Source organism: Epilithonimonas tenax DSM 16811 (genome assembly GCF_000428485.1).
GTDB classification, from domain to species: Bacteria; Bacteroidota; Bacteroidia; order Flavobacteriales; family Weeksellaceae; genus Epilithonimonas; species Epilithonimonas tenax.
The window spans coordinates 82741-105453 of the sequence record NZ_AUAA01000007.1 but is presented as its reverse complement, the minus strand read 5'-3'; the positions used below and the strand labels follow the sequence as shown (position 1 = coordinate 105453).

Below are 22713 nucleotides of genomic sequence, written 5' to 3'. Positions count from 1 at the left end.
AAATGTCAGGACATTACGAAGCTCCGATAAGGGAACCTTTAATTATTGGTCACAAGACTTATCACGATATCACAGAGGATATCGCAAGACCTATCGAAGAACGCGCAGGTAAATTATGGTGGGCATCATTGTATGCCGCTTTAGTTCTGTTTGTTTACGGATTTGGTTGTATTGCATACACCATCGGAACCGGTATCGGTGCATGGGGACTAAACAGAACCATTAACTGGGGTTGGGATATTACCAATTTCGTTTGGTGGGTAGGTATCGGTCACGCCGGAACCTTGATCTCTGCCGTACTGTTATTATTCAGACAGCGATGGAGAATGTCTGTCAACCGTTCTGCAGAAGCGATGACGATCTTCGCGGTTTGTCAGGCGGCTATCTTCCCGGTCATCCACATGGGTAGAGTTTGGGTTGGCTATTGGGTGTTCCCATTGCCCAATCAATTTGGTTCGCTTTGGGTGAACTTTAACTCACCATTGCTATGGGACGTATTTGCGATCTCTACCTATTTCTCAGTTTCGGTTGTATTCTGGTTTATGGGATTGATTCCTGACTTTGCAATGATCAGAGACAGAGCAAAAACGCCTTTCAATAAAAAAATCTATACGATCCTGGCATTTGGTTGGGGTGGTAAAGCAAAACACTGGCAGAGATTCGAAGAGTTATCTTTGGTTCTAGCAGGGCTTGCGACACCACTAGTATTCTCGGTACACACCACGGTATCATTTGACTTTGCAACATCGGTCATCAAAGGATGGCACTCAACCATTTATCCACCATATTTCGTAGCAGGAGCTATCTTCTCTGGATTTGCAATGGTACAGACGCTACTGTTGGTCGCTAGAAAAGTGTGCCACTTAGAAGACTATATTACTATGTATCATATCGAAATTATGAACATCGTCATTGTCGTAACTGGCGGAATGGTAACGGTAGCTTATGCGACAGAATATTTTATCGGTTGGTATTCCGGATCTAGATATGAAGATTTTACTTATCTATCTCCAGGAGCGGCAACAGGTCCTTACTGGTGGGCTTTCTGGGCATTGATTATTTGTAACTTAGTGGTTCCTGCAGCATTCTGGTTTAAGAAAGTGAGAACTAATATTTTCTGGACATTCATCATTGCATTGATCATTAATATAGGGATGTGGTTTGAGCGTTTTGACATTATAGTAATTAACTTGTCAAGAGATTATTTACCATCTTCTTGGACAATGTTTAAACCAACCATTATTGATGTTGGGGTATATCTAGGAACGATTGGTTTCTTCTCAGTATTATTCTTATTGTACGCAAGAACATTCCCTGTAATTGCACAAGCAGAATTGAAAAGTATTTTGAAAATTTCCGGTGAAACTTATAAAGCAAAAGAAGGAGATGAGCACCACTAAAATTATATATGGACTTTACGGCGACGACGATGATTTGATGCACGGCGTTAAAGCCTTTACGGATAAAGGAATCAGTATAAACGAAGTGTATACACCGTTTCCTGTTCACGGACTAGATAAAGCACTTGGATTAAAGAAAACCAGAATCTCAGACGCAGCATTCATCTATGCTTGTTATGGAGTGACGATCGGTATTACTTTAACCGCTTGGATTATGAACCACGACTGGCCGCAGAACATTGGAGGTAAGCCTGCATTTGACTGGGTTCACAATATGCCGGCCTTCGTAGATCCAATGTTTGAATTGATGGTATTCTGTTCAGCTCACTTGATGTCTCTTACTTTCCTTATTAGAAATAAGATGTATCCAGGCGCAAAACCTCAGAATCCAGATCCAAGAACGACTGATGACAAATTCATGATGGAGTTTGTTTCTGATGATGTTGATACGATAAAACAACTGTTAATTGATACAGGTGTTGAAGAAATAACAGTTAAAGATGCTTAAGATGAAGAATAATATATTAAAATTGACGGCGATCTTTGGTTTAACTACTGTTTTACTAAATTCTTGCGGTGGTCCAAAAGATAATCCACCTTTGGTATATTTTCCAGATATGTATTTTCCTGTAGCTTATGATCCTTTGATGAAAGCTAAAGATGCATACTCTGATCACGAAAATGAAATCCCTGCATTTGCTTCCAGAAATGGTGAAACAGGTTTGTCGCCTATAGTAGGGACAGTGCCTCAGAACAGAGATGGAGTTATCAGCGAAGAGACCTTACCAAAAAATGTTGACGAGTATAATGCAGGCTACGATGCATCCAGATTGATCACAGCTTCTCCTCTGAAAGCCGAAAATTTTGAAAAAGATTTGGCAAGAGGTAAAGTGTTGTTTGATCACACTTGTTCAGCTTGTCATGGTACTGGTGGTGACGGACAAGGGCCCATCGTCAAAAGCGGAGCTTATGCGGGCGTTCCTGCATACGCAGACAGAGATATCACCATAGGATCTATTCATTACGTATTGACTAATGGTAGAAACGCGATGGGATCTTATGCAGGACAACTTAATGTAGGAGACAGATGGAGAGTGGCATTGTATGTTTATAATGCATTTAAAGCGCCAAGTCTCGCCAAGACGGCAACTCCAGCAGCAACTGCTACAGCTACGACAGAAAAAACTTCTACTGCAACTGCACCGGAAGCTAAAACCAATGCTAAATAAAAAAAGAAAAAAATGTATAGTTTTTCACCTAAATTAAAATTGTATTCTATCATACTCATTGTTGTAGGAGTTGTTTTATTCGGGATTGGTTATGCTCTTAACCACGGATTGGATGATACGGCAATTTCACATTGGATGGAGTCTGTTCATTCCAAAGGACACGATACGCCTTCTCATTCTAGTGAGTTGGTTGGTCCTCAGGATCAAAATGCACATTTGGAGCACGCAAAACACCAGATCCATAATCAGCCTTTGGCAGCAATTCATACATTTGCAGTATTCTTCTTCGGAATCAGCTGTTGTGCATTGTTCTTTTATAGTATTCAGCACGCGGCTCACGCAGGTTGGTCTATTATTGTAACAAGAGTTATGGAAGCCGTTGCTTCTTTCATTCCTTATGGAGGCGCACTGCTGATTATTATTACCATTCTGAATATTACACATCAAGGTCATTTGTTCCATTGGATGGATCCGAATCTTACTGATCCCAATTCGCCGGAATTTGATGTGATTTTATACGAAAAATCAAAATTCCTTAATATTCCTTTTTACTTCATTAGAACTTTGATTTATACATTAGGAGCTTCATTCTTTGTATGGAAACTGAAAAGTATTTCTAAGAAAGTAGATGAGAACAAAGGAGACCGAAAGATATATGCTAGTTTATACAGCTGGAACGTCGGCTATATCGCATTCTTCGGGTTTGCATCTGCCGCTTGGGCTTGGGATTGGTTGATGTCTATTGATCCACACTGGTATTCTACACTTTACATCTGGTATTCTATGGTAAGTTGTTTGTCAACTGCAGTGGCCTGTATCATTTTGGTGAGTGTTTACATCAAGAAAAAAGGGGTTTATCCTCAGTTCAATAACAACCACCTTCACGATCTTGGTAAATTTTTATTTGCAACAAGTATGCTATGGAGTTACCTATGGTTCTGTCAGTTTATGTTGTATTGGTATGCGAACATTCCTGAAGAGATCAATTACTTCTTCGGTAGATTCGAGTATTACAAACCGACATTCTTGCCTATGCTTGTGATCAATTTCCTTGTGCCACTATTGGTTTTAGTAAGCAGTAGTATCAAGAGAAATTACAAAGTGGTGACGTTTATGGCTTGTGTGGTCATCTTTGGTCACGCTGTAGATTACTTCAATATGGTAATGCCAGGAACAGTTGGCCCTTACTGGAATAACATTTCAATGCTATTCTTGGTACTAGGTGCATTCATTTTCGTAGTTGGTCTATTTGTTTTTGCAGTGATGACAGCTTTGTCAAAACTGAAACTGATGCCGACAGGAAATCCATTCTTCCACGAATCAGAGATTTACGAATATCCTTTCTAAGCATTTTAGTCTAGAACATATAAAACCCAGCAGAGATGTTGGGTTTTTTTTATTAATTTTATAGAAACAAAATACAGATGATCCACAAACTTCCCATTGAAAATGTTCTTTTTCTGGATATAGAAACCGTTCCCCAAATTGACTCCTGGATTAACCTTGACCCTACCAGTCAATATCTATGGGATAAGAAAACCAAATCTCAAAGGAAGGACGAGGTAGAGGCTTCTGAATTCTATGAGCAACGTGCTGGAATCATGGCAGAATTCGGAATGATTATTTGTATTTCCATCGGGATGATTGATAGCAATTCTGGAAAGCTCAAAATCAAAACATTCTCAGGAGAAGAGAAAAGTTTATTAATAGAATTCTGTGAATTGTTCAATGTTCCCAGGATGAACAACGTGATCCTTTGTGCGCACAATGGGAAAGAATTCGATTTTCCTTACATTGCAAGACGACTTTTGGTTCACGGGATCCAACCGCCAACGCCTTTTCAGATGTTTGGTAAAAAGCCTTGGGAAATCCCTCATATTGATACGATGGAACTCTGGAAATTCGGAGACTGGAAAAGTTATGTTTCCTTGGAATTGCTGGCTCACATTTTCGGAATACCAACACCAAAAGACGACATCGATGGCAGTATGGTTGCCGATATATACTACAAAGAAGGTGATATAGACAGAATCATTCATTATTGTGAAAAAGATGTCTTAACTTTGGCCAACGTTTTCCGGCGTATGCGGCAGGAAGATTTACTAAAAAGATTAGATTAAAATGAAATTGACAGACGATCAAATTGCAGATATAGGTGAAGAAATTATCAAGGAACTGAAATCTGTTTATGACCCGGAAATCCCTGTGGATATTTACGAGTTGGGATTGGTATATGATGTACAGATCTCGGAAGACGCTGACGTCTTGGTCATAATGACTTTGACCTCTCCAAATTGTCCAGTTGCAGAAACGCTGCCGGTAGAGGTGGAAGATAAAGTACGTGGCGTAGAAGGCGTAAAATCTGCTAAAATAGAACTCACCTTTGAGCCAACCTGGACCAAAGAGATGATGAGCGAAGAAGCCAAGTTTGAACTTGGTATGTTATAAAAAAAAACTCCTGCATATATTTTTTGAGCAGGAATTTTTTTGTTTTAGTTTTTATATTCGAATAAAAGTATTTTCTTGATTTCCGGATGCAAGCTGAGATAAACAGGACTTGTTTTCACCGTGTGCTCCACAAATTCCTGCTCTTCTGCGGTATAAGAATGAGGAAATTTGAATACTGCGAAGATCTCACCTATTCTTCTAGGCTCAAAGTACATCGTTTTTTTTAGTTCGCAAGTGGCTCCTGTAATATCTACATTTCTATCTTTTCCCAAAACAACAAGGGAAGCAAATGCGCTCTCTGCCAATGCCGTTGCAAAGATATCTGTGGGAGAAAAATACTCTCTAACTGTAAAGTCATTAGATGGTACATAAGTGGAGAAAACGTCGCCGGAAGCTTCGTGAACAGATTCAATTTTTAAGTCGCCTAAGTAAGTAGTTTTTGAAGTCATAACGATAGTTTTTTAATTGTTTTTTCTGTAATAAATTTACGCTATTTTTTCGGGATTAGAAATTTGGAATAGTCTTTATTGTATAAATATGATATTATTTATATTCTCAGCATCGATTTAGAAATGAAAAATATCTTTAGCCATATTGTAAGCGCTTTCGAAATGTAGAAGGTTCTGTTTGATATCCAACTTTTCCGAGGACATAAAGGTAAAAACTTTCTCCGTCGGCATATTCCCAACCAGATCATCCTTCGCCATCGGACAACCGCCAATGCCCTTGATGGCGCTGTCAAATCTTCTGCAACCTTCGTCATAAGCCGCTTTCAGTTTGATATAAGAATCCTCATAACGATTATGGAAATGCGCTCCGAAATTAATCTCAGGGTATTTCGAAGGAATCTTATTGAACAGAAGCGAAATTTTCTCCACATTACCGACGCCAGTTGTATCAGAAAGTAAAATGTCTTTGATTCCGATTTCCTGAAAACGTTTCGCCCAAAAATCCACATCTTCCCATTTCCAGCTTTCACCGTAAGGATTTCCGAAGGCCATAGAGAAGTAAAGATTGAGCTGTCTGCTTTCAGATTTTGCCAACTCCAGGATCTTTACAACCTCCGTAAAAGCTTCTTCACGGCTTTTATTTGTGTTTCTGTGCTGGAACGTTTCGGAAATTGAAAATGGAAATCCCAAAATATCCACCTGTTCGTGGCTCAAAGCTTTCTCTGCACCTTTCAGATTGGCAACAATTACGGAAAGTTTTGTGTTGGAAAGTGATTTATCAATCTCGTCCAGTACAGTTCCGGAATCTGCCATTTGAGGCATTGTTTTCGGGTTTACAAAGCTGCCGCAATCCAGCACATCAAAACCAACATCCATCAGCCTGTTGATATAATCTATTTTCGTTTGCGTCGGGATCAATTCTCCCCAGCCTTGCATGGCGTCACGTGGACATTCGGTTAAGAACATTTTAACTTGATTTTCTGTGTCCTAAATATATAACTTTATAGAGATATAGCAAATGCCTGTTGCAGAAGGGTCTCGATGGAGCTGATGATCCTGAATGTTGAAGGTTTAAGTTGTTTTGTGGCCGAAATCATAGCTTACGGTATTGCCAAGTCAAAATTAATTTTTCTTATTTCCTGTAATTTTGCGTTTCCTCTTTTTCCGTCTTCGCAGAGATACACGGCTTCCTCAACAAATATATTTTCCGGATAATTCATCTTGCCTCCCAAATCACTGTGATGCACGAAAAAAAACTGGTATGCCGGATAAAGCTGAGCACTGTACTGTCCAATTTTCATCGTATGACTTTCCAATATTTTTTTACGTTTTTTGTTGGTATATACATCAAGCCTTAAAGTATTGTCATCAACTTTTGTGAATGAATAAGGCTGATTATAAGATCGCTGGTAACCCAGATAAAATGAATCCTGATATGTGAAATCAAAATTCACTTCTCCGTTAGAAATCGATTCTTTGACTTTAAAATTAAAAGTCTGTTTATCATCTTCAGAATACAGCTTTGCACGGATATCTGTGTTGCTGTATTTAATGATTTTCATGGCGTAGTTTTGATTTTTCGAGTTGATGTAACCTAAAACTTCCCGGGTTTCGCCATCAATTTCTGTACTGTAGTACACTAAAAAATCAAAATGGAATGTTTTAGATTTGGCAGTTTTGCCAGAGATTACTAGTTTTTGCCCTGATGCAAAAATGAAACAACATATCAATATGGCTTGTAAAAATATTTTCATTGATTGTATAATCTTTATGTTTTAAAATTGTGATGGTGGGAAAACACTATTGCTGAGGCTTTTGTTAATTATAGTATTCTATTTCTTGACAATAAAAATACTAATTTTAAATTGGGTTTTAACCGGAATATTATAAATTTTTGCTGATGACCAGTGGTCTAATTCTTTCAGTTTAAATAAATCTTGCACAGCTTTAGTATTGACACTGTTCTTCTGGATGTATCCTGTCTCTTTCTTTAGACCTGTTTTTCCCTGTAGATCTGTTATTTTGTTTTGGAAAACCGTATTCTCTCTGCGCTTTTATATTCTCACACGGCGTCTTTTGCACCATATTCAGAAAATCCTGCCACGCAGCTCCGGGATTATCCATAAAGAAATTAATCCCCATATTGGCATTCTGAGATTTTATCAGGGCGTTGATAACCAGATAATTTCTGAACTTCTGCGCAAAACTGGTATTTTGTTCCAAAAAGCACCATTGCTGAGGCTTTTATCATTTATTGCTTTATAAATATCAGATTCTCTACATCCGGGAGATAGATCTTCCTGTCTATGCTAAGTGGGCAATCTGCTACGTTTAAAAGTAAAGAGTCCGGATAGTAAGACCAGCTGATCTGGTTAGCAGAGGGCTTTCTTAGCTTTATACTTCCACCACCAATCTCACAAGCTCCTCCAAAATGTATAAGTTCTACACTATTATTGTCTAATGTATTAGTTCCAATGCTTATAATTTTATTTCTTTTGGGGTCTATAGGATTTCTAGTGTCCTGCAATATTACGCCTGACGATATTTTCTTTACAGTATATTTTATATGAAGAACATCCTCGTAATATTTTTTATCGTTGGGTCCATAATCGGTAAGCTTTTTATCTTCTTTAGTAATATATAATGTGGTCTCATTGCCGTCATAGGTAGCCTTGTAGGTACCTACATAAGGCGACAAAAGATTATCCAGATCTTTCATATAAGAATAGTTGGGAACATCTTCGAAAAAGGTATTCAGAGGATAGATTTGGGCGTTGCAAGCCGTCAAACCCATTACCAATGTGACTAATAATATTATTTGTTTCATAATTGTTTTATTTTAAATTTATTGGCAGGCAGTATCTTTGGGTTTCCCATCTGTGCCAAGAGTTACATTATTAATATTTCCATTCTTATCTATCCGATGCAGGATCATCTGGCTTTTCTCTATCCCCATTTTACCAAGTATATAAAAGAATAATTCCTCCACGCCTTTGGTGCTGGTATAATTTCCGTATGGAGAACCAACCGCCAGGTATCATATCAGTAGGCGTGCCATTATTTTTTATCATAAAGCCCAGTTCACCTCCGCCTATTGATTTTGCTTTGGTGTATAGCTGCTCTAGCTTAGGTTTTACATCAGCTCCCTCTATTAATGCTTTTGTTTTGGCGCAGGGTGTATTTGCCACTTGGTTCAGAAAATCCTGCCACTTAGCGCCGGGATTATCCATAAAGAAATTAATCCCCATATTGGCATTCTGAGATTTCTCCAAAGAATTATTAGATGCGATGGATATGTTTTAAATCTCTGTGCAATCGTATTATTTTGTAGTTAGATAATCTATTAATTTTCAAAACATAAAGCCCCATTGCTGATGCTTTGTTAACTATTGTTTCGTAAATATCAAATCCTTTGTCTCCGGAAGATAGATATTAATGTCTGTTCCTGCCGGACATGTACTACTATCGAGGATGATATCATTAGGCAGGTATTCCCAGGATATCTGTGTAGCATTTATCTTTTTCAGATAAATATCTCCCCAACCGACGCCACAGTTTGTACCCCCATAATATAATAGTAAAGTATTTCCATTATCTTCTGCCCATCGGCTATAAATAGAATGTCTGATTTGATTTGGTTGAAAAGACATATTTTGGGTATCCTGTAAAATGATATTACCATTTGTAATAATAAATTTTACAGATAAAACATCTTGATAATATTTTGTAATACTACCTTCAAAAAATTTATGATTCTCTTTAGAAATATATAATGTAATTTTTTGATTAGAATAATAACCAGTCCATGTCCCTATAAAATTTTGTAGTTCATTATTTATATCTTTTAGATAAGAATTATTCGGGACTTCTGTATAATCGGTTTTTAATGGATATTCCTGCGCTTGACAAGACATCGAAATAACAAATATTGTTAAGAATAATATATTTTTCATTTTTTTAAAATTTATTTACGAACAAGGAACTGCTCAATATCCAAATTCTGGGTGGGATCATGTTGCCCAATGACAAAACTTTTATGATCATGATTTTCTTTTAAAGGCACATTTTCAAAGAGATCAGAGGGAATGGAAGAATATAGTCTCGACCCGAACATCGCATTATCAAAAGAGATAAATGTCCTCAAGATGCTTTCGCGAGTGTCCTTGTCTATACTTTTGTTTTCAGCAAAATCTTTCAGCTGTTCATTGGTAACCGTGTAGACAGTAGGATCTGAAGAATCTGCGTTTTTGATGTACATCAAAGATGAGAGGAAACCATCTTCCACTTTCAGGGGAACAATCAGGATCTGCCCGCCATCGCCACCTTTATTGGCTGTTTTGATTTTCGATTTGGCAATGTAGTTCTAGGCCGGCAGCCCGTCTTTGTCAGAAAGCTTTGAAATAAAATCAGTCTTGTCATTAAGGTTCTTCAGTTTGGAAATGGTGCTGGAGACCAACGAGGTGTTGACGTTTTTAAAATCAGCGCCCTCGGTGTTGTTCCGGAAGAATTCTTCTTCCCTTTTAGACTCTGCAAGACTGTTTGAAAAGTCTTCGTTCCTACAACCCAACAAAAGGAATGCTAGCATAGCAAACCAGAATAAATGGGTTTTTTTCATAAGTGTTTTGTTTTTTTAAAATTAATAAATTTTTTTAATAATAATGATTTTTGTAAAAATAAAAAGGAATACTGAAAATTCCCGTAGCAGAAAATCAACAAATAATGTTGGGTTTTTACCACAAAAGCATAAATTTGTCAAAAATACAATTATGGCAATAGGCACGAATCTTAAAAAATTTAGAAGTAAAACAAAATTTTCTCAGCAGGAGATTGCTGATATGCTTGGTTTAGACAGAAGCACATATATCAATTGGGAAAATGAAACCTCTGATATAAAGTCTCAATATCTACCTAAATTAGCTGATATTTTTGGAGTTGAGATTCAAGATCTTTTTTTAGATGATCAGAAAGTTAGAATTAGCAACAATACCTTTGATAATAAAGACAATTCGACAGGCATTATAATCTTTAATTTTACAAATAAAGAAATGCCTAAAGAAGTAGAAGAACTCATTAAAAGTTTGAAAAAATAATTATGGAAAACATCCAATTGGACGGCGTTTGGAAAGATAAACTCCTCAGCAGATTCATCACATACATCAAAATCTATTCAACCAGCGATGCGGAAAGTGAGACCACACCTTCCACAGAAAGACAGTGGGATATTGCGAATTACCTTCACAAAGAATTGCAGGAGCTCGGTTTGGACGATGTCAGTATTGATGACAAAGGCTATGTTTTTGGATTTATCCCTTCGAATATCGAGGGAACCGTTCCCCAAGTTGGATTCATTGCCCACTACGATTCTTCTCCCGATTTCAACGGTGAGAATGTAAATCCGCAGATCTGGGAACATTATGACGGCGAAGATCTGTTACTGAATAAAGAAACAGGATTTACTTTGTCTTCAACCAAATTTGAAGCTTTAAAAAAATACATCGGACAAACCATCATCACAACAGATGGAACTACTTTACTAAGCGCAGATGATAAAGCTGGTGTTGCGGAAATTGTAACGGCTGCAGAATTTCTTTTAGCAAACCCTCAAATCAAACACGGGCGTATTTCTATCGGTTTCAATCCGGATGAAGAAATCGGAAGAGGCGCTCATCATTTTGATGTTGAAAAGTTTGGGGCAGAGTGGGCTTACACCATGGATGGCGGCGAAATTGGCGAATTGGAATATGAAAATTTCAACGCGGCCGGAGCCGTTGTGAAAATTCACGGACTGTCTGTTCATCCGGGTTATTCTTTTGGTAAAATGCTGAATGCAGGATTGGTGGCGTCAGAATTTATCAGTTCGTTGCCAGAAAATGAAACACCTGCCACCACAAAAGGTTTCGAAGGTTTTTTCCATCTGACAGATTTTGAAGGTGATGTTTCAGGAGCTAAACTTCAGTACATCATCCGAGACCACGACGATCAGAAATTTGAAGATAGAAAGAAAATGATTGCCGAAAAAGTTGACGCAATCAACCAAAAATACGGAGATAAAACAGCAGAGATAGAAATCAAACCGCAATATCTCAATATGAAAAAACAGTTTGAAGGCAAAATGCATATCGTAGATATTGCTGAACAAGCTATGAAAAATGCGGGCGTAGAGCCAAAAATCAAGGCCATACGTGGCGGTACAGACGGGGCGCAACTTTCTTACATGGGATTGCCCTGCCCGAATATCTTTGCAGGTGGTCACAATTTCCATGGGCCGTACGAATTCGTACCTTTGGAAAGTATGATCGCTGCCGTCAATGTGATTGTTCAAATTGCACAATTGGTAAAGTAATTGATCCATTAAATCAAAAAAAATTCTGAATGACAATCAAAGAAAATCAACAAGAATTAGTAGAAGAATTTGCCTTTCTGGAAGATTGGGAACAGAAGTATGAGTATATCATAGACTTGGGAAAAGAACTGAAAGGACTTCCCGAAGAGAGCAAAAGCGATGACAATCTGATACGAGGTTGCCAGTCCAAAGTGTGGATTGATGCTGAATACAGAGATGGGAAATTATTCTTCAATGCAGATTCTGATGGGATCTTGCCAAAAGGAATCGCTTCGCTTCTAGTAAGAATTTACAGCGGTCATTCTACTCAGGAAATTTTGGATTCTGATTTTGATTTTATTTCAAAAATCGGCTTGCAGGAATTCTTGTCACCCTCCAGAGCCAATGGCTTGATGGCAATGACAAAACAGATCAAATTTTACGCAGTCGCGTTTCAACTAAAAAAATAGGTGAAGACAATTTTAGCATATCGTTTTTCGGCATTTGGGGACGTTGCAATGACGGTGCCTGTGTGCATCGAGTTTCTGGAGCAGAATCCCGATGTGGAGATCATATTCATCAGCAGAGAACATTTTAGAGATCTTTTTGATGGGCACCCAAGGTTGATCTTCAAGGGGATCAGCTTTGATGATTACAAAGGTATTTTTGGGATCCGAAAACTGACGAGACAATTGATCAAAGATTTCAAGCCAGACTATGTTGCTGATCTACACGATGTGATTAGAACCAAAATGGTGAATTCTATCTTCAAAAGACACCGGTATAGCGTTTATAAAATCAACAAAGGGAAAGCCGAGAAAGAAAAATTAACCAATATCTGGGATCTGGATAAGAAACCTCTCAAAAGAACTGTGGAACGATACGCCGATGTGTTCCGTAAAATGGGATTCTCATTAGAGTTATCACATCAGTACCGTTCTTCTGTTGCAGACAAGAAAGGAATTGGCTTTGCTCCTTTTGCACAGCATAAAGGTAAAATGATGCCTTTGGAAAAATCCTACGAACTAGCCAGACTTCTTGCAAAAACGCACAAGCTTTATTTTTTTGGGGGCGGAAAAGCGGAAGATGATATCCTCAAGAATTGGGAAAGTCAGATTCCCAACACACTCAGCCTGTCCGGTAAATTGACTTTGAAAGAAGAGCTGCAAAAAATTTCAGAATTGGAAACCATGATTTCTATGGATTCCGCGAATATGCATTTGGCAAGCCTAATGGGCACTAGATGTGTGTCTGTCTGGGGATCTACGCATTACTATGCTGGCTTTCTGGGTTATGGACAAAGTGAAGATGATATCGTTCACGTGAAAGATCTATCTTGCAGGCCTTGCTCTGTGTTCGGAGATAAAGAATGTTTCCGTGGCGATTATGCTTGTCTGAATGAAATTAATATTCAGAAAATTTTGGATAGGATATGAGACTAAGTATCTGTATTCCTGTTTTTAATTTTGATGTGAATGAATTAATTAATGATCTTCATAATCAAATCACTTTTTATCACATTGATGCAGAGATCATTCTGATAGATGATGCTTCTAAAAAAGAGTTCAAGGAGATCAACAGGAATCTGGTCGCTAGGGCCAATCAATTTATTTTTCTCGAAAAGAACATTGGCCGTTCCAAAATCCGGAATTTATTTTTAAAGTATGCTCAGTCAGACTATTTGCTTTTTCTGGACTGTGATGGTAAAGTCATCCGCGACAACTTCCTGAAGTCTTATTGTGACCTTATAACTCAAAAGAAGCCTGATGTCATATTTGGCGGCAGAAAGGTAAGTGATGTAAAACCTGATGCCATGTATGGACTCAGGTGGAGATTTGCCAGAGAAAGGGAGAATCTCTCATTAAAAGAACGCCTGAGAACGCCTTATCTTGATTTTCAAACCAATAATTTTATAGTCAGGAGATCAATCTTGGAAAGAATCCCATTTAATGAAGGTATCACGCAATACGGTTACGAAGATTTGGTGTTTTCTAAGGATCTCTACGACCATCATATCAAAATTGACCACATAGATAATCCCATCTTTAATAATGATGTGGAGTCCAATGTGATTTTTCTCTCAAAGGCCGATCAATCTGCAAAAAGTCTAGCTCAGCTTATAAAAAACGATCAGAATTTTGACAGAGTGTCACAGATCAGATTGACAAAAGCCTATCTATTGCTGCGGAAAACAGGCGCCATTCATCTTTACAGCTTGATGTACCGTTTACTAAAAACACGAATAGAAAAAAAGCTTCTAACAGGCAATGCCTCATTAAAAGCTTTAGATTGTTATAAGCTAGGACAACTTATCGGTTATATGAATAATTTTCATTAATCGTGTCGTAGTTGATCTCTAATCTGATATCGGCAATATTCAGAAAAGCTGCTAGTTTTAGGGTAAAGTATCCGGTCAGCATTCCAATTGTATTAAGGAAAACATCATCTATATCGGCCGTTCCTCTCGCGGTGTAATATTGCGCCAGTTCTATCAGACAAATGCCGCAAATGAAAATAAAAAACAGCAGAGGCAGATTGTTCAATTTCTTAACGAGCAATCCTAATCCACCAAACGGGATGAATACCAATATGTTACCTACGATGTTGACCATAAAAGTTTCTGAGAATACATGGTTGTATCGTAAAAAGTAGGTGATGCTTTGCAGCGGATTAAGCTGTAAGAACCCAAATTCTGGATGCCGGCCACAGCCATAAAACATCATATATAGTAGGAAAATAGTGTAAAACGGCATCAACACTGCATAATATCTTTTCATAGGTTTCCTTTTGAGGGGATTAGTAATAAAGGAGTTTTACACCAATACAATAGGGATTAATAAGTTATCCGTTACCCACATCAAAAATCTTTCCTAAAGCTACTAATTAAACAATTGATTAAGTTTTTTATGAAAATTTAACATTATGTTAAGTCGGAGTTGCTGAGTTAACATCATTTTAAGAAAGTGGGCAGTACAGGATTCGAACCAGTGACCTCTGCGATGTCAACGCAACGCTCTAAACCAACTGAGCTAACTGCCCAAAATTAATAAAAAAAATCTCCCAATAGACTGAGAGATTTTGTGGGCCCTGAGGGATTCGAACCCCCGACCCTCTGGGTGTAAACCAGATGCTCTGAACCAACTGAGCTAAGAGCCCTGAAATTTTTTTAAAGGCTTCAGTATCCTTTTTGTGGGCCCTGAGGGATTCGAACCCCCGACCCTCTGGGTGTAAACCAGATGCTCTGAACCAACTGAGCTAAGAGCCCGCTACGGTTAACCGTTTTGAGTGGTGCAAATATACAACTTATTCGTCATTCTGCAAATTTTTTTCTAAAAAATCTCCGACAACAAAGTTGCTGCCACCAATAAAAATCATTTCTTCAATACTACAATTCTGGCTTGCAGAAAGATAACCTTCCTGTACACTTGGAAAAATTTTATAAGATAGTTTACTTTTTTTCAGCAAGGCTTCGTAAGTTTCCGGATTTCGGGCGCGGTTTACAGATGGTTTTACAAAATAATAATCTGCATTTTTGGGCAAAATCAAAAGGACATCATCTATTTTCTTATCATTCACGAAGCCCAGGACAATATGTTTATGCTGTGGATAGTCATTCAATTGATTGAAGACCTCTTCTAGTCCTGCCTGGTTGTGACCCGTATCACAGATTGTCAATGGATCTTTTGAAAACTCAAACCAGCGACCGATGAATTTGGTGTTTTTATACACGTTTAAAAGACCGGATTTTACATTGTTATCAGAGATGGTCAAACTATGTTTCCTTAGTTCTGCGACCAAAGCCAACACAACGCGGATGTTTTTCTTTTGGTACTTTCCTTTGAGGTCTGACGCCAAATCACTCCTTAGTAGCGTAGCATCAATGAATTGTGCGTTCATTTCTTTTGCTTTGCTGATGATGATTTCCTGTACAACAGCCTTGTCGTCTCCGGAAATCACTGCTGTATTTTCTTTGATGATTCCCGCTTTTTCAGAAGCAATTTCCTCAATAGTGTCGCCCAGTAGATCCTGATGATCCAGCTGTACATTCGTTATCGCGGAAACCAGAGGTTGGATGATATTTGTGGAATCCAATCTTCCGCCCAATCCAACTTCAATGATTGCATAATCTATTTTTTGCTGAGAAAAATAATCAAAAGCCATGATCGTCGTGAATTCAAAGAAAGAAGGCTGGATTTCGCTTGGTAATGCTTTCAGCTTCAGGATAAAATTGTAAACAAACTGCTTGTCACAATTTTCACCATTCACTTTGATTCTTTCTGTGAAATCTATTAAGTGTGGCGAATTATAAAGTCCGATGTTGTAACCACATTCCTGAAGAACAGATGCCAGCATATTGCTTGTAGAACCTTTTCCGTTGGTTCCGCCGATATGAATTGTTTTGATTTTGTCTTGTGGATTTCCAAAAAAATCACACAATTTCCGGATGTTATCTAGTCCCGGTTTGTACGCAGAAGCGCCATCTCTCTGATAATTGGGAGCTTGTGCAAATAGCCATTCTACGGCGTCTCTGTAATCTTGTGAAGTCATAAATGAGATTAAAACACAAATTTAGAAATAAGATGAAATCAAAGGAAATTAATTGTTGTCATTAGAATTTATTTAATGAAACAAAAATGCCTTTATGGTCACTCAAAATATCTTTTTCTACAAACGTTTCTGCGCTTGTCAGATGTTTTGCAAGGAAATTAGGAATGATAATGTGATCAATGTTTTGGGTGATATTTTCCGTCGCATTGATAAGATTTAAATCTTTGAAGAGTGATTTCAATGATTCTGTTGTTTCACTATTAATGGAGAATTGTCTTTCGTCACCCAGAAAAGAGGTGTTCAAATCTCCAATAATGAGCAGATTTGGATTTGTGTCAGAGATGGTTCTACAATCTATAATGCAATTTTCAAGTTCATTTTTGGCAAAAGGTTTTTTTCGGTATTGAGTTCCGATGATTGTCGCGTAGATCAGCAAATCACCGAGTTCTGTCTCAAATTCCAGTGCAAGGCTTGTCTTCTTATCAGTGACGTTATGCGTTCTTTTTGCCGGCATTTTTGAATAGATGATCGTGCGGAAAGCTTTTGCTCCCGGGAGATATTCTGAATAATTGATGTCTTCATAAACTACGTTTTCAGGAATTTGCTCTGAAAAATAGCTAAAAGGAAAATGATGGAGATTAAGATGGACGGCTTCTGTCAAAATGAGAAAGTCAAAATGTTGTGGATCAAGGAATGCTTCTATTGTCTCTTGACTCGCTTGTAAAGACCAATTAAGATTGAGTGTTCCAATTTTCATCTGGTTCAGATCTCAAGTCAAAGACTAAAAAACAATCGTGTAAGTGCCTTGGGAAATGTTCTGGGCTTTTTTCGCTTTCACATATTTTTTGGTCCAGATGACGGCTGCTGTTACATTGCATACCTCTTTTATTCCACTGCTTCGTCCGGCAGAAGTTACGTTTCCGGCTTTGTCCACCGTGATAAACATCACCAATTGGCCTTTGGCTTTGCAGTTATGAGAAGGCAGTTTTCCAGCTTTACCCATCGTTCCTGGGATGAAAGCAGTCAGGATTCTGTCTTTTCCTATCTTTGTGATTTTGTTTTCAGAATCTGGGATAGAAGACTCTCTTTTTTCGTCTTTCTGGGTTGGTTTTTGATCTTCCTTTATGGTTTTTCCAGACTTCAAAGTTTCCTCTGGTGCTGGTATTGTTTCCTTAGCAATAGAAGCCGTATCGGCTGGCAGGATTTCTACATCGGGAACGTAGATCTCAGGTTTTTCAACCGAGTTTTTGGTAGATCCATGCGCTGGCACTGGTACTTCTTCAACAGAAGGTTTTGTCTCCTCAGAAGCTTTATAATAGAGGGAATTGAATGAAAATAAAAGCACAAAAAAAAGCAGCGCAACGACATAAAATGCAATTGGCAATCCTGATAATCTCTTTGTTCTCCTTCGGAATTCCATTTAAATATTGATAATTAAAACGATAATGATTTGATTTCTAATAGCGAATTTCTAGTGTCTTACTTAAGCAGGCTTGTTGATAATATCCAAAAACTCATTGGTATGAAACTGAATTTTCATCAGCAAATAATCAACCTTGGTGACCAGAATCTGGTGAAAAATATAAGATAAAAATCCGACAATCAGTCCAACAACGGTCGGCGCTAAAGCTTTGTAAAACTCCGCAGCCAAGATGTTTTGAGAAATAACGGTGTCCGTTTTTGATAAGGTTCCGAAAGTGGAAGTCAATATCAAAACGCCCCCTATCAGTCCTAGCATAGGCGCAGCGCCAGAAAGTGTTGCCAGAAAACCGATGTTATTTTCAGCTTTATTGAGTTCGATCTGCGCGTGCGTTTCCATTGCGTTGGAAATTTCGCTGATGGGTCGGCCCAGCCTGTTAAGTCCTTTTTCCACACTTCTGGATTCTGGAGAGTTGTCTCTTCTGCAAAAATCCACTGCAGATTGTACACGCCCGTCATTCAGAAGGTCATTGACGTTTTTCAACAAGTACGGATCAACCTGGTTTTCGCGGTTGAGCGCATAACATTTTTGTCCGAAAAATACAATGGCTGCAATTCCTGAAAATATTAGAATAATGGTAAGCGCTACACTTAACAAGCCTCCACCAAATAGGAATTCCCCAATAGAAATATGTTGCTCTGCCATAGTTTTGTTTGATTTTTTACAGTTTCAAATTTATGAATAACTTAAAGATTAATCTCGATGGATTATTGGAAAGTTTACGAAAATGATTATTAATAGGAATTTTAAAAAACAATCTTGTAAGTCCCTTTGGATGATACCGATGAAGCTTCTGCTTTGACGTATTGTTTCACCCAACTTACGGCTGTAGTGGCAACGCAAGGATCAGAAACACCGCTGAGACGTTTTGCGGAAATCACTTTTCCAGCCTTGTCTACGGTGTAAGAAATACTGATGCTCCCGCTGGCTTGGCAGTTGTGATTGGGCTGGGCGCCGCCTCTTCCCATCGTTCCGGGAATGAAACCTATGAGTTTTCTGTCCACACCAATCAGGCTGTTTCCGTCACCATCTCCACCCAGAGGATCACCATAATTTCCTGGTCCGGTTCCTGTTCCTTGCGAGCCGGCTTTGGTTCCTCTTCCCTTCAGTAAATTGCCAATCGCTGCGTTGCCGCGGCCATCGCCGCTTGCATTTTCTTTTTTGATATTAGCCTTTGGTGCGCTGTTAGCTTTGGTGTTTTTTGTAGCGTTTGCAACTGCCGGAGCATTAATTTTCGCATTGCTTTTTTTGGTTGCAACTGGTGTGTTTTTGATTCTGGTAGGGATGGGAACGGTGTTTTCAGGAATGTCTTTCTCTACTTTTTCTTTAGACGTTTTCGCAAGCTCCACAACAGTTTCTTTTTCTTCTTTTTTTTCGACGATAGGAGCAGGGCTGCCTTCTTCCGCTTTGGGTTCATCCGTACTTTTTCCGTTTGTCTTGTCGCCATAGTTGATGCGCATTTCCATTAGTTCCACGGGAATTATCTTTTCACTATCGACGGCTGTGATTTTTGGCGATTTGATAAAAGAAGCTGGAAGGAAAAATAAAACCGAAAAAATGAAAATGCCGACTACCAAAGCTTTGGTAAGCGTAAAATCATAATGCTTGCGTTGCTCGTAGGCGCCGTAAGCCTTATGCCGGTCTTCGAAAATAATATCATCCAGATCCTGATACATAGAAATAGCTTGTTTGCGTTATAAATTAATTTTATAACGATTCGTAAATATAAATATTATTTCCGGAAAAAATTAGTCGTCTACTTCTATCTCATCCGGACGGAAGTGGCATTTTAGCTTGAAAGGGATTGGATTCTCAGAACCGGTGTAGAAGTCTGTGATGTTTCCTTTCCAGCAAAGTTGGAGGTCGCCCGTCTCATTTTTATCGAAGGTAAGTTCATTTCCAAACAGAAATGCTTCTTCGTCATCAAAAAGGTCAACCTCTGTAAAGATCTCATCGTCTGTGTCTTCTATGGAAAAAGTTTGTCCTTCCAATTCCGATGTACTCACCGGGAACTCGATGATGTCTAATGATAATTGTGGGAAATTGTATTGTAAAGAGTCGTCGTCAACGTGATCCAATGAGTCATCTGTGATGATCTCTACTTCCAGAAAATTCTGCGCATTAATGTAAACAGACTTGCAGTAAGTGTTCTTGATAAAGTACTTGAGAGTTTCCTCTGGGTGATAGATCTTTAGTATTCCTTTCATTATAAGGATAATAAATTATGAAATGATTTTTTTTAATAGTGTTGAACAAAGATAAAAAATAGAATGAATGTGGGAAATTTTTGTGACTTCTTTTTATGAATAATCACTGAATTTGCTAAAGTTGCTGATATGGCATTAATTTGATAAGTCAACCCTCGAAATGAATAGGGTCAATAGTGTAATCTTAAAATATTATCTTTACAAAACTTAAAAAATATGACTATGAAATCGTTTTACTTCATATTAACCTTTGTCTTGGTCAGCCTTTTTTCTGTTTCCTGCAAAAAAGGAGATTCTCCTATGATGAAAAATACAGGATTCGGTGCTGCTGATTTGGACTCTATTGCTGCAGGTTATTACGAGGGATATCTCAAAATGTATCCCTTGGAGGCCACGTCGCAAGGTGACGGAAGATACAATGACCTACTTCCGAATAACCTAAGTCAAGAGTTTATTACAAATGAAATAGCATTTTATAATTCGGTTCAGAATCAGCTGAAGTCAGTAGAATACAACAGTCTGGATGATGAGCATAAAGTGGTCTTTGATGTGTTGGAGTACACCCTCATCGACAAGCAGGAACGCTACGCTTACCATCCGGAATATATCCCATTCACTCAGTTTGGAGGATTGCCATTGGACTTCCCGATGTTGGGAAGTGGCAGCGGCATCCAGCCTTTCAAAAATGAAAAAGATTACGACAACTGGCTAAAAAGAATTGAACTGTTCCCAGCTTGGATGGATTCTGCCATAGAAAATTTTCGGGCTGGTATGAAAAGCAATGTCGTTCTGCCAAAGTCATTGGTTGTAAAAATGATCCCGCAAATGGAGGCTAAAGATATCACGACCTTTGAGATTGATAAAAATATTTTTTACGGCCCGATCAAAAATCTTCCAAAAGATTTCACTCCGGTGACGGCAAACAAGTACGCTAAGCTTTATGAGGATGCTATCAAAAGTAAACTGATCCCGGCTTATCTCAAAATGGCTGAATTCCTGGAAAAAGAGTATTTGCCAAAAGCCAGAACAACCGACGGTTACAACGCATTGCCAAACGGGATCAACGTTTATAATTATGATGTAAAAAGCTGGACAACAACAGAAAAAACACCAGGTGATATCCATAAAACCGGTTTGGCGGAAGTGGAAAGACTTCGTGGTGATATGGAAAAAGTAAAGAAGCAAATCGGTTTCAATGGTTCTTTGGAGGCTTTTCTGGGTGCTGTTAAAAAAGATCCCAAAGCTATGCCATATAAAACGTCTAAAGAAGTTTTGGCGGGTTTTCAGTCTATTTTGAACAAGATCAGCCCAAAGCTGAAAACAATGTTCAACGTCACGCCGAAAACGCCATTCGAGATCCGACAAACCGAAAAATATCGTGAGGCAAGTGCAAGTGCAGAATACATCCAGGGAAGTCCAGATGGGGAACGCCCGGGGATTTTTTACACGCCAATTCCCGACCCGACAAAGTTCAACGTCACTTCCGGAATGGAATCTCTGTTTCTCCACGAGGCTATTCCTGGTCATCATTATCAGATCTCTCTTCAGCAGGAAAATTTGAAGTTGCCAAAGTTCATGAGATTCGGATGGATCGGCGCATATGGCGAAGGTTGGGCGTTGTATTGTGAGTCGCTAGGTATAGAATTCGGGCTTTACACAGATCCTTATCAGAAAATGGGTTCCCTGAGTGATGAGATGTTGCGCGCCGTACGATTGGTCATCGATACAGGAATTCACACAGGACAGATGTCAAGAGAAGAAGCCATCAAATATTTCTTGAGCAATGTGGCTTATGATGAAGCCGGTGCAACGGCCGAAGTGGAGCGGTATATGGCAATGCCCGGCCAGGCTTTGAGTTACAAAACCGGCGCAATGAAAATCCGTGAACTGCGGGAAAAATATAAATCGGAGCTAGGAAAGAAATTCAATATTGCGGATTTCCACGATGAAGTGTTGAGCCAAGGTTGCCTTCCGTTGCAAGTTTTAGAAAGAAAAATGGACCTTTGGGCGAAAGATGTAAAGTAAGAATCAGATGAAGAAACAAATTAGAAAAGGATTTAGACAAACCAAATATATTTTTTATCAGGAAACTTTAGTCGATTTCAAAGACCACTTTTGGTCGTTTCTTGGTGCTTTTTTCGGAATCGGAATCATTGCCTTTCTGCAGTCCCAAAAATTCACCGAAATTGAGAATGTATTTTTAATAGGTTCATTTGGTGCATCCAGTGTTTTGATTTATGGTGCTGTGAACAGTCCTTTAGCACAACCAAGAAATCTGATTGGCGGTCACTTCCTGTAAGCTTTGGTGGGTGTTACGGTTTTTAAATTCTTACCAGATATTCTTTGGTTGAATGCTTCTATTGCGGTGGCATCTTCAATTGTGGTGATGCAGATTACCAAAACGATGCATCCTCCGGGTGGCGCAACAGCGCTTATTGCAGTTCTCCCGTCAGAAAAAATTCAGGAATTGGGCTATTGGTATGCATTGTCACCGGTTTTGAGTGGCGCAGTAATCTTATTGATTGTGGCTCTAATATTCAATAATATTCCGAAAGGAAGAAAGTATCCGCACCACGTTCGGCAATCCAAATATGTTCATATGAGAAGGATGTTGAACAAGAAAAACTAAA

The 22713-nt window shown here is 38.6% G+C and carries 28 protein-coding genes, 3 tRNA genes and 1 pseudogene; 13 read left to right on the top strand and 19 right to left on the bottom strand.

Annotated elements, in window-relative coordinates:
• The first annotated feature begins 2 nt into the window (after positions 1 to 2).
• The 6 genes from nrfD (at position 3) to F564_RS0105290 (ending at position 5077) form a co-directional block, all read left to right on the top strand.
• Positions 3 to 1400 (top strand): NrfD/PsrC family molybdoenzyme membrane anchor subunit, encoded by a 1398-nt coding sequence (nrfD, locus tag F564_RS0105315; RefSeq protein WP_028121703.1) that lies wholly within the window; start codon positions 3 to 5, stop codon positions 1398 to 1400.
• Entirely contained in the window at positions 1387 to 1908 is a 522-nt protein-coding gene (locus F564_RS0105310; protein ID WP_028121702.1) for a DUF3341 domain-containing protein, read from the top strand. The genes nrfD and F564_RS0105310 overlap by 14 nt, the downstream gene beginning before the upstream one ends.
• Positions 1901 to 2629 carry a c-type cytochrome gene (locus F564_RS18745; RefSeq protein WP_051259568.1) on the top strand — a complete coding sequence of 243 codons (729 nt, stop codon included), beginning with the start codon at positions 1901 to 1903 and terminating at the stop codon, positions 2627 to 2629. Before F564_RS0105310 ends, F564_RS18745 begins: the two co-directional genes overlap by 8 nt.
• A 12-nt stretch (positions 2630 to 2641) precedes the next feature.
• Positions 2642 to 3976 (top strand): hypothetical protein, encoded by a 1335-nt coding sequence (locus tag F564_RS0105300; protein WP_028121701.1) that lies wholly within the window; start codon positions 2642 to 2644, stop codon positions 3974 to 3976.
• Positions 3977 to 4053: 77 nt separating this feature from the next.
• On the top strand, positions 4054 to 4749 hold the full coding sequence (locus tag F564_RS0105295; RefSeq protein ID WP_028121700.1) for a 3'-5' exonuclease: 696 nt from the start codon (positions 4054 to 4056) through the stop codon (positions 4747 to 4749).
• A 1-nt stretch (position 4750) separates the two neighbouring features.
• Positions 4751 to 5077: an SUF system Fe-S cluster assembly protein gene (locus F564_RS0105290; RefSeq protein ID WP_028121699.1), complete on the top strand. Its 327-nt coding sequence runs from the start codon at positions 4751 to 4753 to the stop codon at positions 5075 to 5077.
• Positions 5078 to 5121: 44 nt separating this feature from the next.
• On the opposite strand, the gene F564_RS0105285 is transcribed toward F564_RS0105290, so the two are convergent.
• The 9 genes from F564_RS0105285 to F564_RS0105240 form a co-directional block, all read right to left on the bottom strand.
• On the bottom strand, positions 5122 to 5526 hold the full coding sequence (locus F564_RS0105285) for an OsmC family protein (protein WP_028121698.1): 405 nt from the start codon (positions 5524 to 5526) through the stop codon (positions 5122 to 5124).
• A gap of 117 nt (positions 5527 to 5643) precedes the next feature.
• Positions 5644 to 6492 (bottom strand): hydroxymethylglutaryl-CoA lyase, encoded by an 849-nt coding sequence (locus F564_RS0105280; protein ID WP_028121697.1) that lies wholly within the window; start codon positions 6490 to 6492, stop codon positions 5644 to 5646.
• A gap of 134 nt (positions 6493 to 6626) precedes the next feature.
• Positions 6627 to 7280, bottom strand: coding sequence for a hypothetical protein (locus F564_RS0105275; RefSeq protein ID WP_028121696.1), 654 nt, complete (start codon positions 7278 to 7280; stop codon positions 6627 to 6629).
• A 193-nt stretch (positions 7281 to 7473) separates the two neighbouring features.
• On the bottom strand, positions 7474 to 7749 hold the full coding sequence (locus F564_RS0105270) for a hypothetical protein (protein WP_028121695.1): 276 nt from the start codon (positions 7747 to 7749) through the stop codon (positions 7474 to 7476).
• Positions 7750 to 7777: 28 nt separating this feature from the next.
• Positions 7778 to 8353 carry a DUF6705 family protein gene (locus tag F564_RS0105265; protein ID WP_028121694.1) on the bottom strand — a complete coding sequence of 192 codons (576 nt, stop codon included), beginning with the start codon at positions 8351 to 8353 and terminating at the stop codon, positions 7778 to 7780.
• Between the two features lie 130 nt (positions 8354 to 8483).
• A complete protein-coding gene (locus F564_RS0105260) occupies positions 8484 to 8798 on the bottom strand; it encodes a hypothetical protein (protein ID WP_154656811.1) in 315 nt (104 codons plus the stop codon).
• 114 nt (positions 8799 to 8912) lie between these two features.
• On the bottom strand, positions 8913 to 9479 hold the full coding sequence (locus tag F564_RS0105255; RefSeq protein WP_028121692.1) for a DUF6705 family protein: 567 nt from the start codon (positions 9477 to 9479) through the stop codon (positions 8913 to 8915).
• Between the two features lie 11 nt (positions 9480 to 9490).
• The gene (locus F564_RS0105250; protein ID WP_154656810.1) at positions 9491 to 9811 is read right to left on the bottom strand and encodes a hypothetical protein; all 321 of its coding nucleotides are present in this window, start codon (positions 9809 to 9811) and stop codon (positions 9491 to 9493) included.
• A gap of 78 nt (positions 9812 to 9889) precedes the next feature.
• Positions 9890 to 10141: a hypothetical protein gene (locus F564_RS0105240; RefSeq protein ID WP_028121690.1), complete on the bottom strand. Its 252-nt coding sequence runs from the start codon at positions 10139 to 10141 to the stop codon at positions 9890 to 9892.
• A gap of 43 nt (positions 10142 to 10184) precedes the next feature.
• On the opposite strand from F564_RS0105240, the gene F564_RS0105235 reads away from it, so the two are divergent.
• From F564_RS0105235 to F564_RS0105215, 5 genes are read left to right on the top strand one after another with little or no spacing between them, the layout of a single operon-like run.
• The gene (locus tag F564_RS0105235; RefSeq protein WP_028121689.1) at positions 10185 to 10616 is read left to right on the top strand and encodes a helix-turn-helix transcriptional regulator; all 432 of its coding nucleotides are present in this window, start codon (positions 10185 to 10187) and stop codon (positions 10614 to 10616) included.
• A gap of 2 nt (positions 10617 to 10618) precedes the next feature.
• Positions 10619 to 11869 (top strand): peptidase T, encoded by a 1251-nt coding sequence (gene pepT / locus F564_RS0105230; protein WP_028121688.1) that lies wholly within the window; start codon positions 10619 to 10621, stop codon positions 11867 to 11869.
• A gap of 29 nt (positions 11870 to 11898) precedes the next feature.
• Entirely contained in the window at positions 11899 to 12318 is a 420-nt protein-coding gene (locus tag F564_RS0105225; RefSeq protein ID WP_028121687.1) for a SufE family protein, read from the top strand.
• Positions 12319 to 13284: a glycosyltransferase family 9 protein gene (locus F564_RS0105220; RefSeq protein WP_028121686.1), complete on the top strand. Its 966-nt coding sequence runs from the start codon at positions 12319 to 12321 to the stop codon at positions 13282 to 13284.
• Entirely contained in the window at positions 13281 to 14186 is a 906-nt protein-coding gene (locus F564_RS0105215; RefSeq protein ID WP_028121685.1) for a glycosyltransferase family 2 protein, read from the top strand. Before F564_RS0105220 ends, F564_RS0105215 begins: the two co-directional genes overlap by 4 nt.
• Here the strand turns inward: F564_RS0105215 and F564_RS18740 are convergent.
• From F564_RS18740 to F564_RS0105165, 10 genes are all read right to left on the bottom strand, one after another.
• Positions 14158 to 14625, bottom strand: a complete 468-nt coding sequence (locus F564_RS18740; protein WP_084406774.1) for a VanZ family protein — start codon at positions 14623 to 14625, stop codon at positions 14158 to 14160. The two genes, F564_RS0105215 and F564_RS18740, sit on opposite strands and share 29 nt — an antisense overlap.
• A 187-nt stretch (positions 14626 to 14812) precedes the next feature.
• A tRNA-Val gene (locus F564_RS0105205) sits at positions 14813 to 14887 on the bottom strand.
• 42 nt (positions 14888 to 14929) lie between these two features.
• Positions 14930 to 15004: transfer RNA gene (locus F564_RS0105200), tRNA-Val, on the bottom strand.
• A gap of 34 nt (positions 15005 to 15038) precedes the next feature.
• Positions 15039 to 15113 (bottom strand) — tRNA-Val (locus tag F564_RS0105195).
• Positions 15114 to 15151: 38 nt separating this feature from the next.
• Positions 15152 to 16396: a bifunctional folylpolyglutamate synthase/dihydrofolate synthase gene (locus tag F564_RS0105190; protein WP_028121684.1), complete on the bottom strand. Its 1245-nt coding sequence runs from the start codon at positions 16394 to 16396 to the stop codon at positions 15152 to 15154.
• A 61-nt stretch (positions 16397 to 16457) separates the two neighbouring features.
• Positions 16458 to 17153 carry an endonuclease/exonuclease/phosphatase family protein gene (locus F564_RS0105185; protein ID WP_028121683.1) on the bottom strand — a complete coding sequence of 232 codons (696 nt, stop codon included), beginning with the start codon at positions 17151 to 17153 and terminating at the stop codon, positions 16458 to 16460.
• Between the two features lie 24 nt (positions 17154 to 17177).
• Positions 17178 to 17816 carry a hypothetical protein gene (locus F564_RS19830; protein ID WP_051259565.1) on the bottom strand — a complete coding sequence of 213 codons (639 nt, stop codon included), beginning with the start codon at positions 17814 to 17816 and terminating at the stop codon, positions 17178 to 17180.
• A 63-nt stretch (positions 17817 to 17879) separates the two neighbouring features.
• The gene (locus tag F564_RS0105175; protein WP_028121682.1) at positions 17880 to 18521 is read right to left on the bottom strand and encodes a MotA/TolQ/ExbB proton channel family protein; all 642 of its coding nucleotides are present in this window, start codon (positions 18519 to 18521) and stop codon (positions 17880 to 17882) included.
• A 101-nt stretch (positions 18522 to 18622) separates the two neighbouring features.
• Positions 18623 to 19552: a hypothetical protein gene (locus tag F564_RS0105170; RefSeq protein WP_076605651.1), complete on the bottom strand. Its 930-nt coding sequence runs from the start codon at positions 19550 to 19552 to the stop codon at positions 18623 to 18625.
• Between the two features lie 72 nt (positions 19553 to 19624).
• Entirely contained in the window at positions 19625 to 20083 is a 459-nt protein-coding gene (locus tag F564_RS0105165) for a hypothetical protein (protein ID WP_028121680.1), read from the bottom strand.
• A 222-nt stretch (positions 20084 to 20305) separates the two neighbouring features.
• Here F564_RS0105165 and F564_RS0105160 point away from each other — a divergent pair, with 222 nt between their 5' ends.
• Entirely contained in the window at positions 20306 to 22108 is a 1803-nt protein-coding gene (locus F564_RS0105160) for a DUF885 domain-containing protein (RefSeq protein ID WP_028121679.1), read from the top strand.
• Between the two features lie 7 nt (positions 22109 to 22115).
• Positions 22116 to 22712 (top strand): annotated as a pseudogene (locus tag F564_RS18730) (HPP family protein).
• Position 22713 lies beyond the last annotated feature (1 nt).

What these genes read in the sequence shown, in the direction of transcription:
- nrfD (WP_028121703.1), top strand. Translation starts at nt 3, where the DNA reads ATGTCAGGACATTACGAAGCTCCGATAAGGGAACCTTTAATTATTGGT.
- F564_RS0105310 (WP_028121702.1), top strand. Translation starts at nt 1,387, where the DNA reads ATGAGCACCACTAAAATTATATATGGACTTTACGGCGACGACGATGAT.
- F564_RS18745 (WP_051259568.1), top strand. Translation starts at nt 1,901, where the DNA reads ATGCTTAAGATGAAGAATAATATATTAAAATTGACGGCGATCTTTGGT.
- F564_RS0105300 (WP_028121701.1), top strand. Translation starts at nt 2,642, where the DNA reads ATGTATAGTTTTTCACCTAAATTAAAATTGTATTCTATCATACTCATT.
- F564_RS0105295 (WP_028121700.1), top strand. Translation starts at nt 4,054, where the DNA reads ATGATCCACAAACTTCCCATTGAAAATGTTCTTTTTCTGGATATAGAA.
- F564_RS0105290 (WP_028121699.1), top strand. Translation starts at nt 4,751, where the DNA reads ATGAAATTGACAGACGATCAAATTGCAGATATAGGTGAAGAAATTATC.
- F564_RS0105285 (WP_028121698.1), bottom strand. Translation starts at nt 5,526, where the DNA reads ATGACTTCAAAAACTACTTACTTAGGCGACTTAAAAATTGAATCTGTT.
- F564_RS0105280 (WP_028121697.1), bottom strand. Translation starts at nt 6,492, where the DNA reads ATGTTCTTAACCGAATGTCCACGTGACGCCATGCAAGGCTGGGGAGAA.
- F564_RS0105275 (WP_028121696.1), bottom strand. Translation starts at nt 7,280, where the DNA reads ATGAAAATATTTTTACAAGCCATATTGATATGTTGTTTCATTTTTGCA.
- F564_RS0105265 (WP_028121694.1), bottom strand. Translation starts at nt 8,353, where the DNA reads ATGAAACAAATAATATTATTAGTCACATTGGTAATGGGTTTGACGGCT.
- F564_RS0105255 (WP_028121692.1), bottom strand. Translation starts at nt 9,479, where the DNA reads ATGAAAAATATATTATTCTTAACAATATTTGTTATTTCGATGTCTTGT.
- F564_RS0105240 (WP_028121690.1), bottom strand. Translation starts at nt 10,141, where the DNA reads ATGAAAAAAACCCATTTATTCTGGTTTGCTATGCTAGCATTCCTTTTG.
- F564_RS0105235 (WP_028121689.1), top strand. Translation starts at nt 10,185, where the DNA reads ATGATTTTTGTAAAAATAAAAAGGAATACTGAAAATTCCCGTAGCAGA.
- pepT (WP_028121688.1), top strand. Translation starts at nt 10,619, where the DNA reads ATGGAAAACATCCAATTGGACGGCGTTTGGAAAGATAAACTCCTCAGC.
- F564_RS0105225 (WP_028121687.1), top strand. Translation starts at nt 11,899, where the DNA reads ATGACAATCAAAGAAAATCAACAAGAATTAGTAGAAGAATTTGCCTTT.
- F564_RS0105215 (WP_028121685.1), top strand. Translation starts at nt 13,281, where the DNA reads ATGAGACTAAGTATCTGTATTCCTGTTTTTAATTTTGATGTGAATGAA.
- F564_RS18740 (WP_084406774.1), bottom strand. Translation starts at nt 14,625, where the DNA reads ATGAAAAGATATTATGCAGTGTTGATGCCGTTTTACACTATTTTCCTA.
- F564_RS0105190 (WP_028121684.1), bottom strand. Translation starts at nt 16,396, where the DNA reads ATGACTTCACAAGATTACAGAGACGCCGTAGAATGGCTATTTGCACAA.
- F564_RS0105185 (WP_028121683.1), bottom strand. Translation starts at nt 17,153, where the DNA reads ATGAAAATTGGAACACTCAATCTTAATTGGTCTTTACAAGCGAGTCAA.
- F564_RS19830 (WP_051259565.1), bottom strand. Translation starts at nt 17,816, where the DNA reads ATGGAATTCCGAAGGAGAACAAAGAGATTATCAGGATTGCCAATTGCA.
- F564_RS0105175 (WP_028121682.1), bottom strand. Translation starts at nt 18,521, where the DNA reads ATGGCAGAGCAACATATTTCTATTGGGGAATTCCTATTTGGTGGAGGC.
- F564_RS0105170 (WP_076605651.1), bottom strand. Translation starts at nt 19,552, where the DNA reads ATGTATCAGGATCTGGATGATATTATTTTCGAAGACCGGCATAAGGCT.
- F564_RS0105165 (WP_028121680.1), bottom strand. Translation starts at nt 20,083, where the DNA reads ATGAAAGGAATACTAAAGATCTATCACCCAGAGGAAACTCTCAAGTAC.
- F564_RS0105160 (WP_028121679.1), top strand. Translation starts at nt 20,306, where the DNA reads ATGAAATCGTTTTACTTCATATTAACCTTTGTCTTGGTCAGCCTTTTT.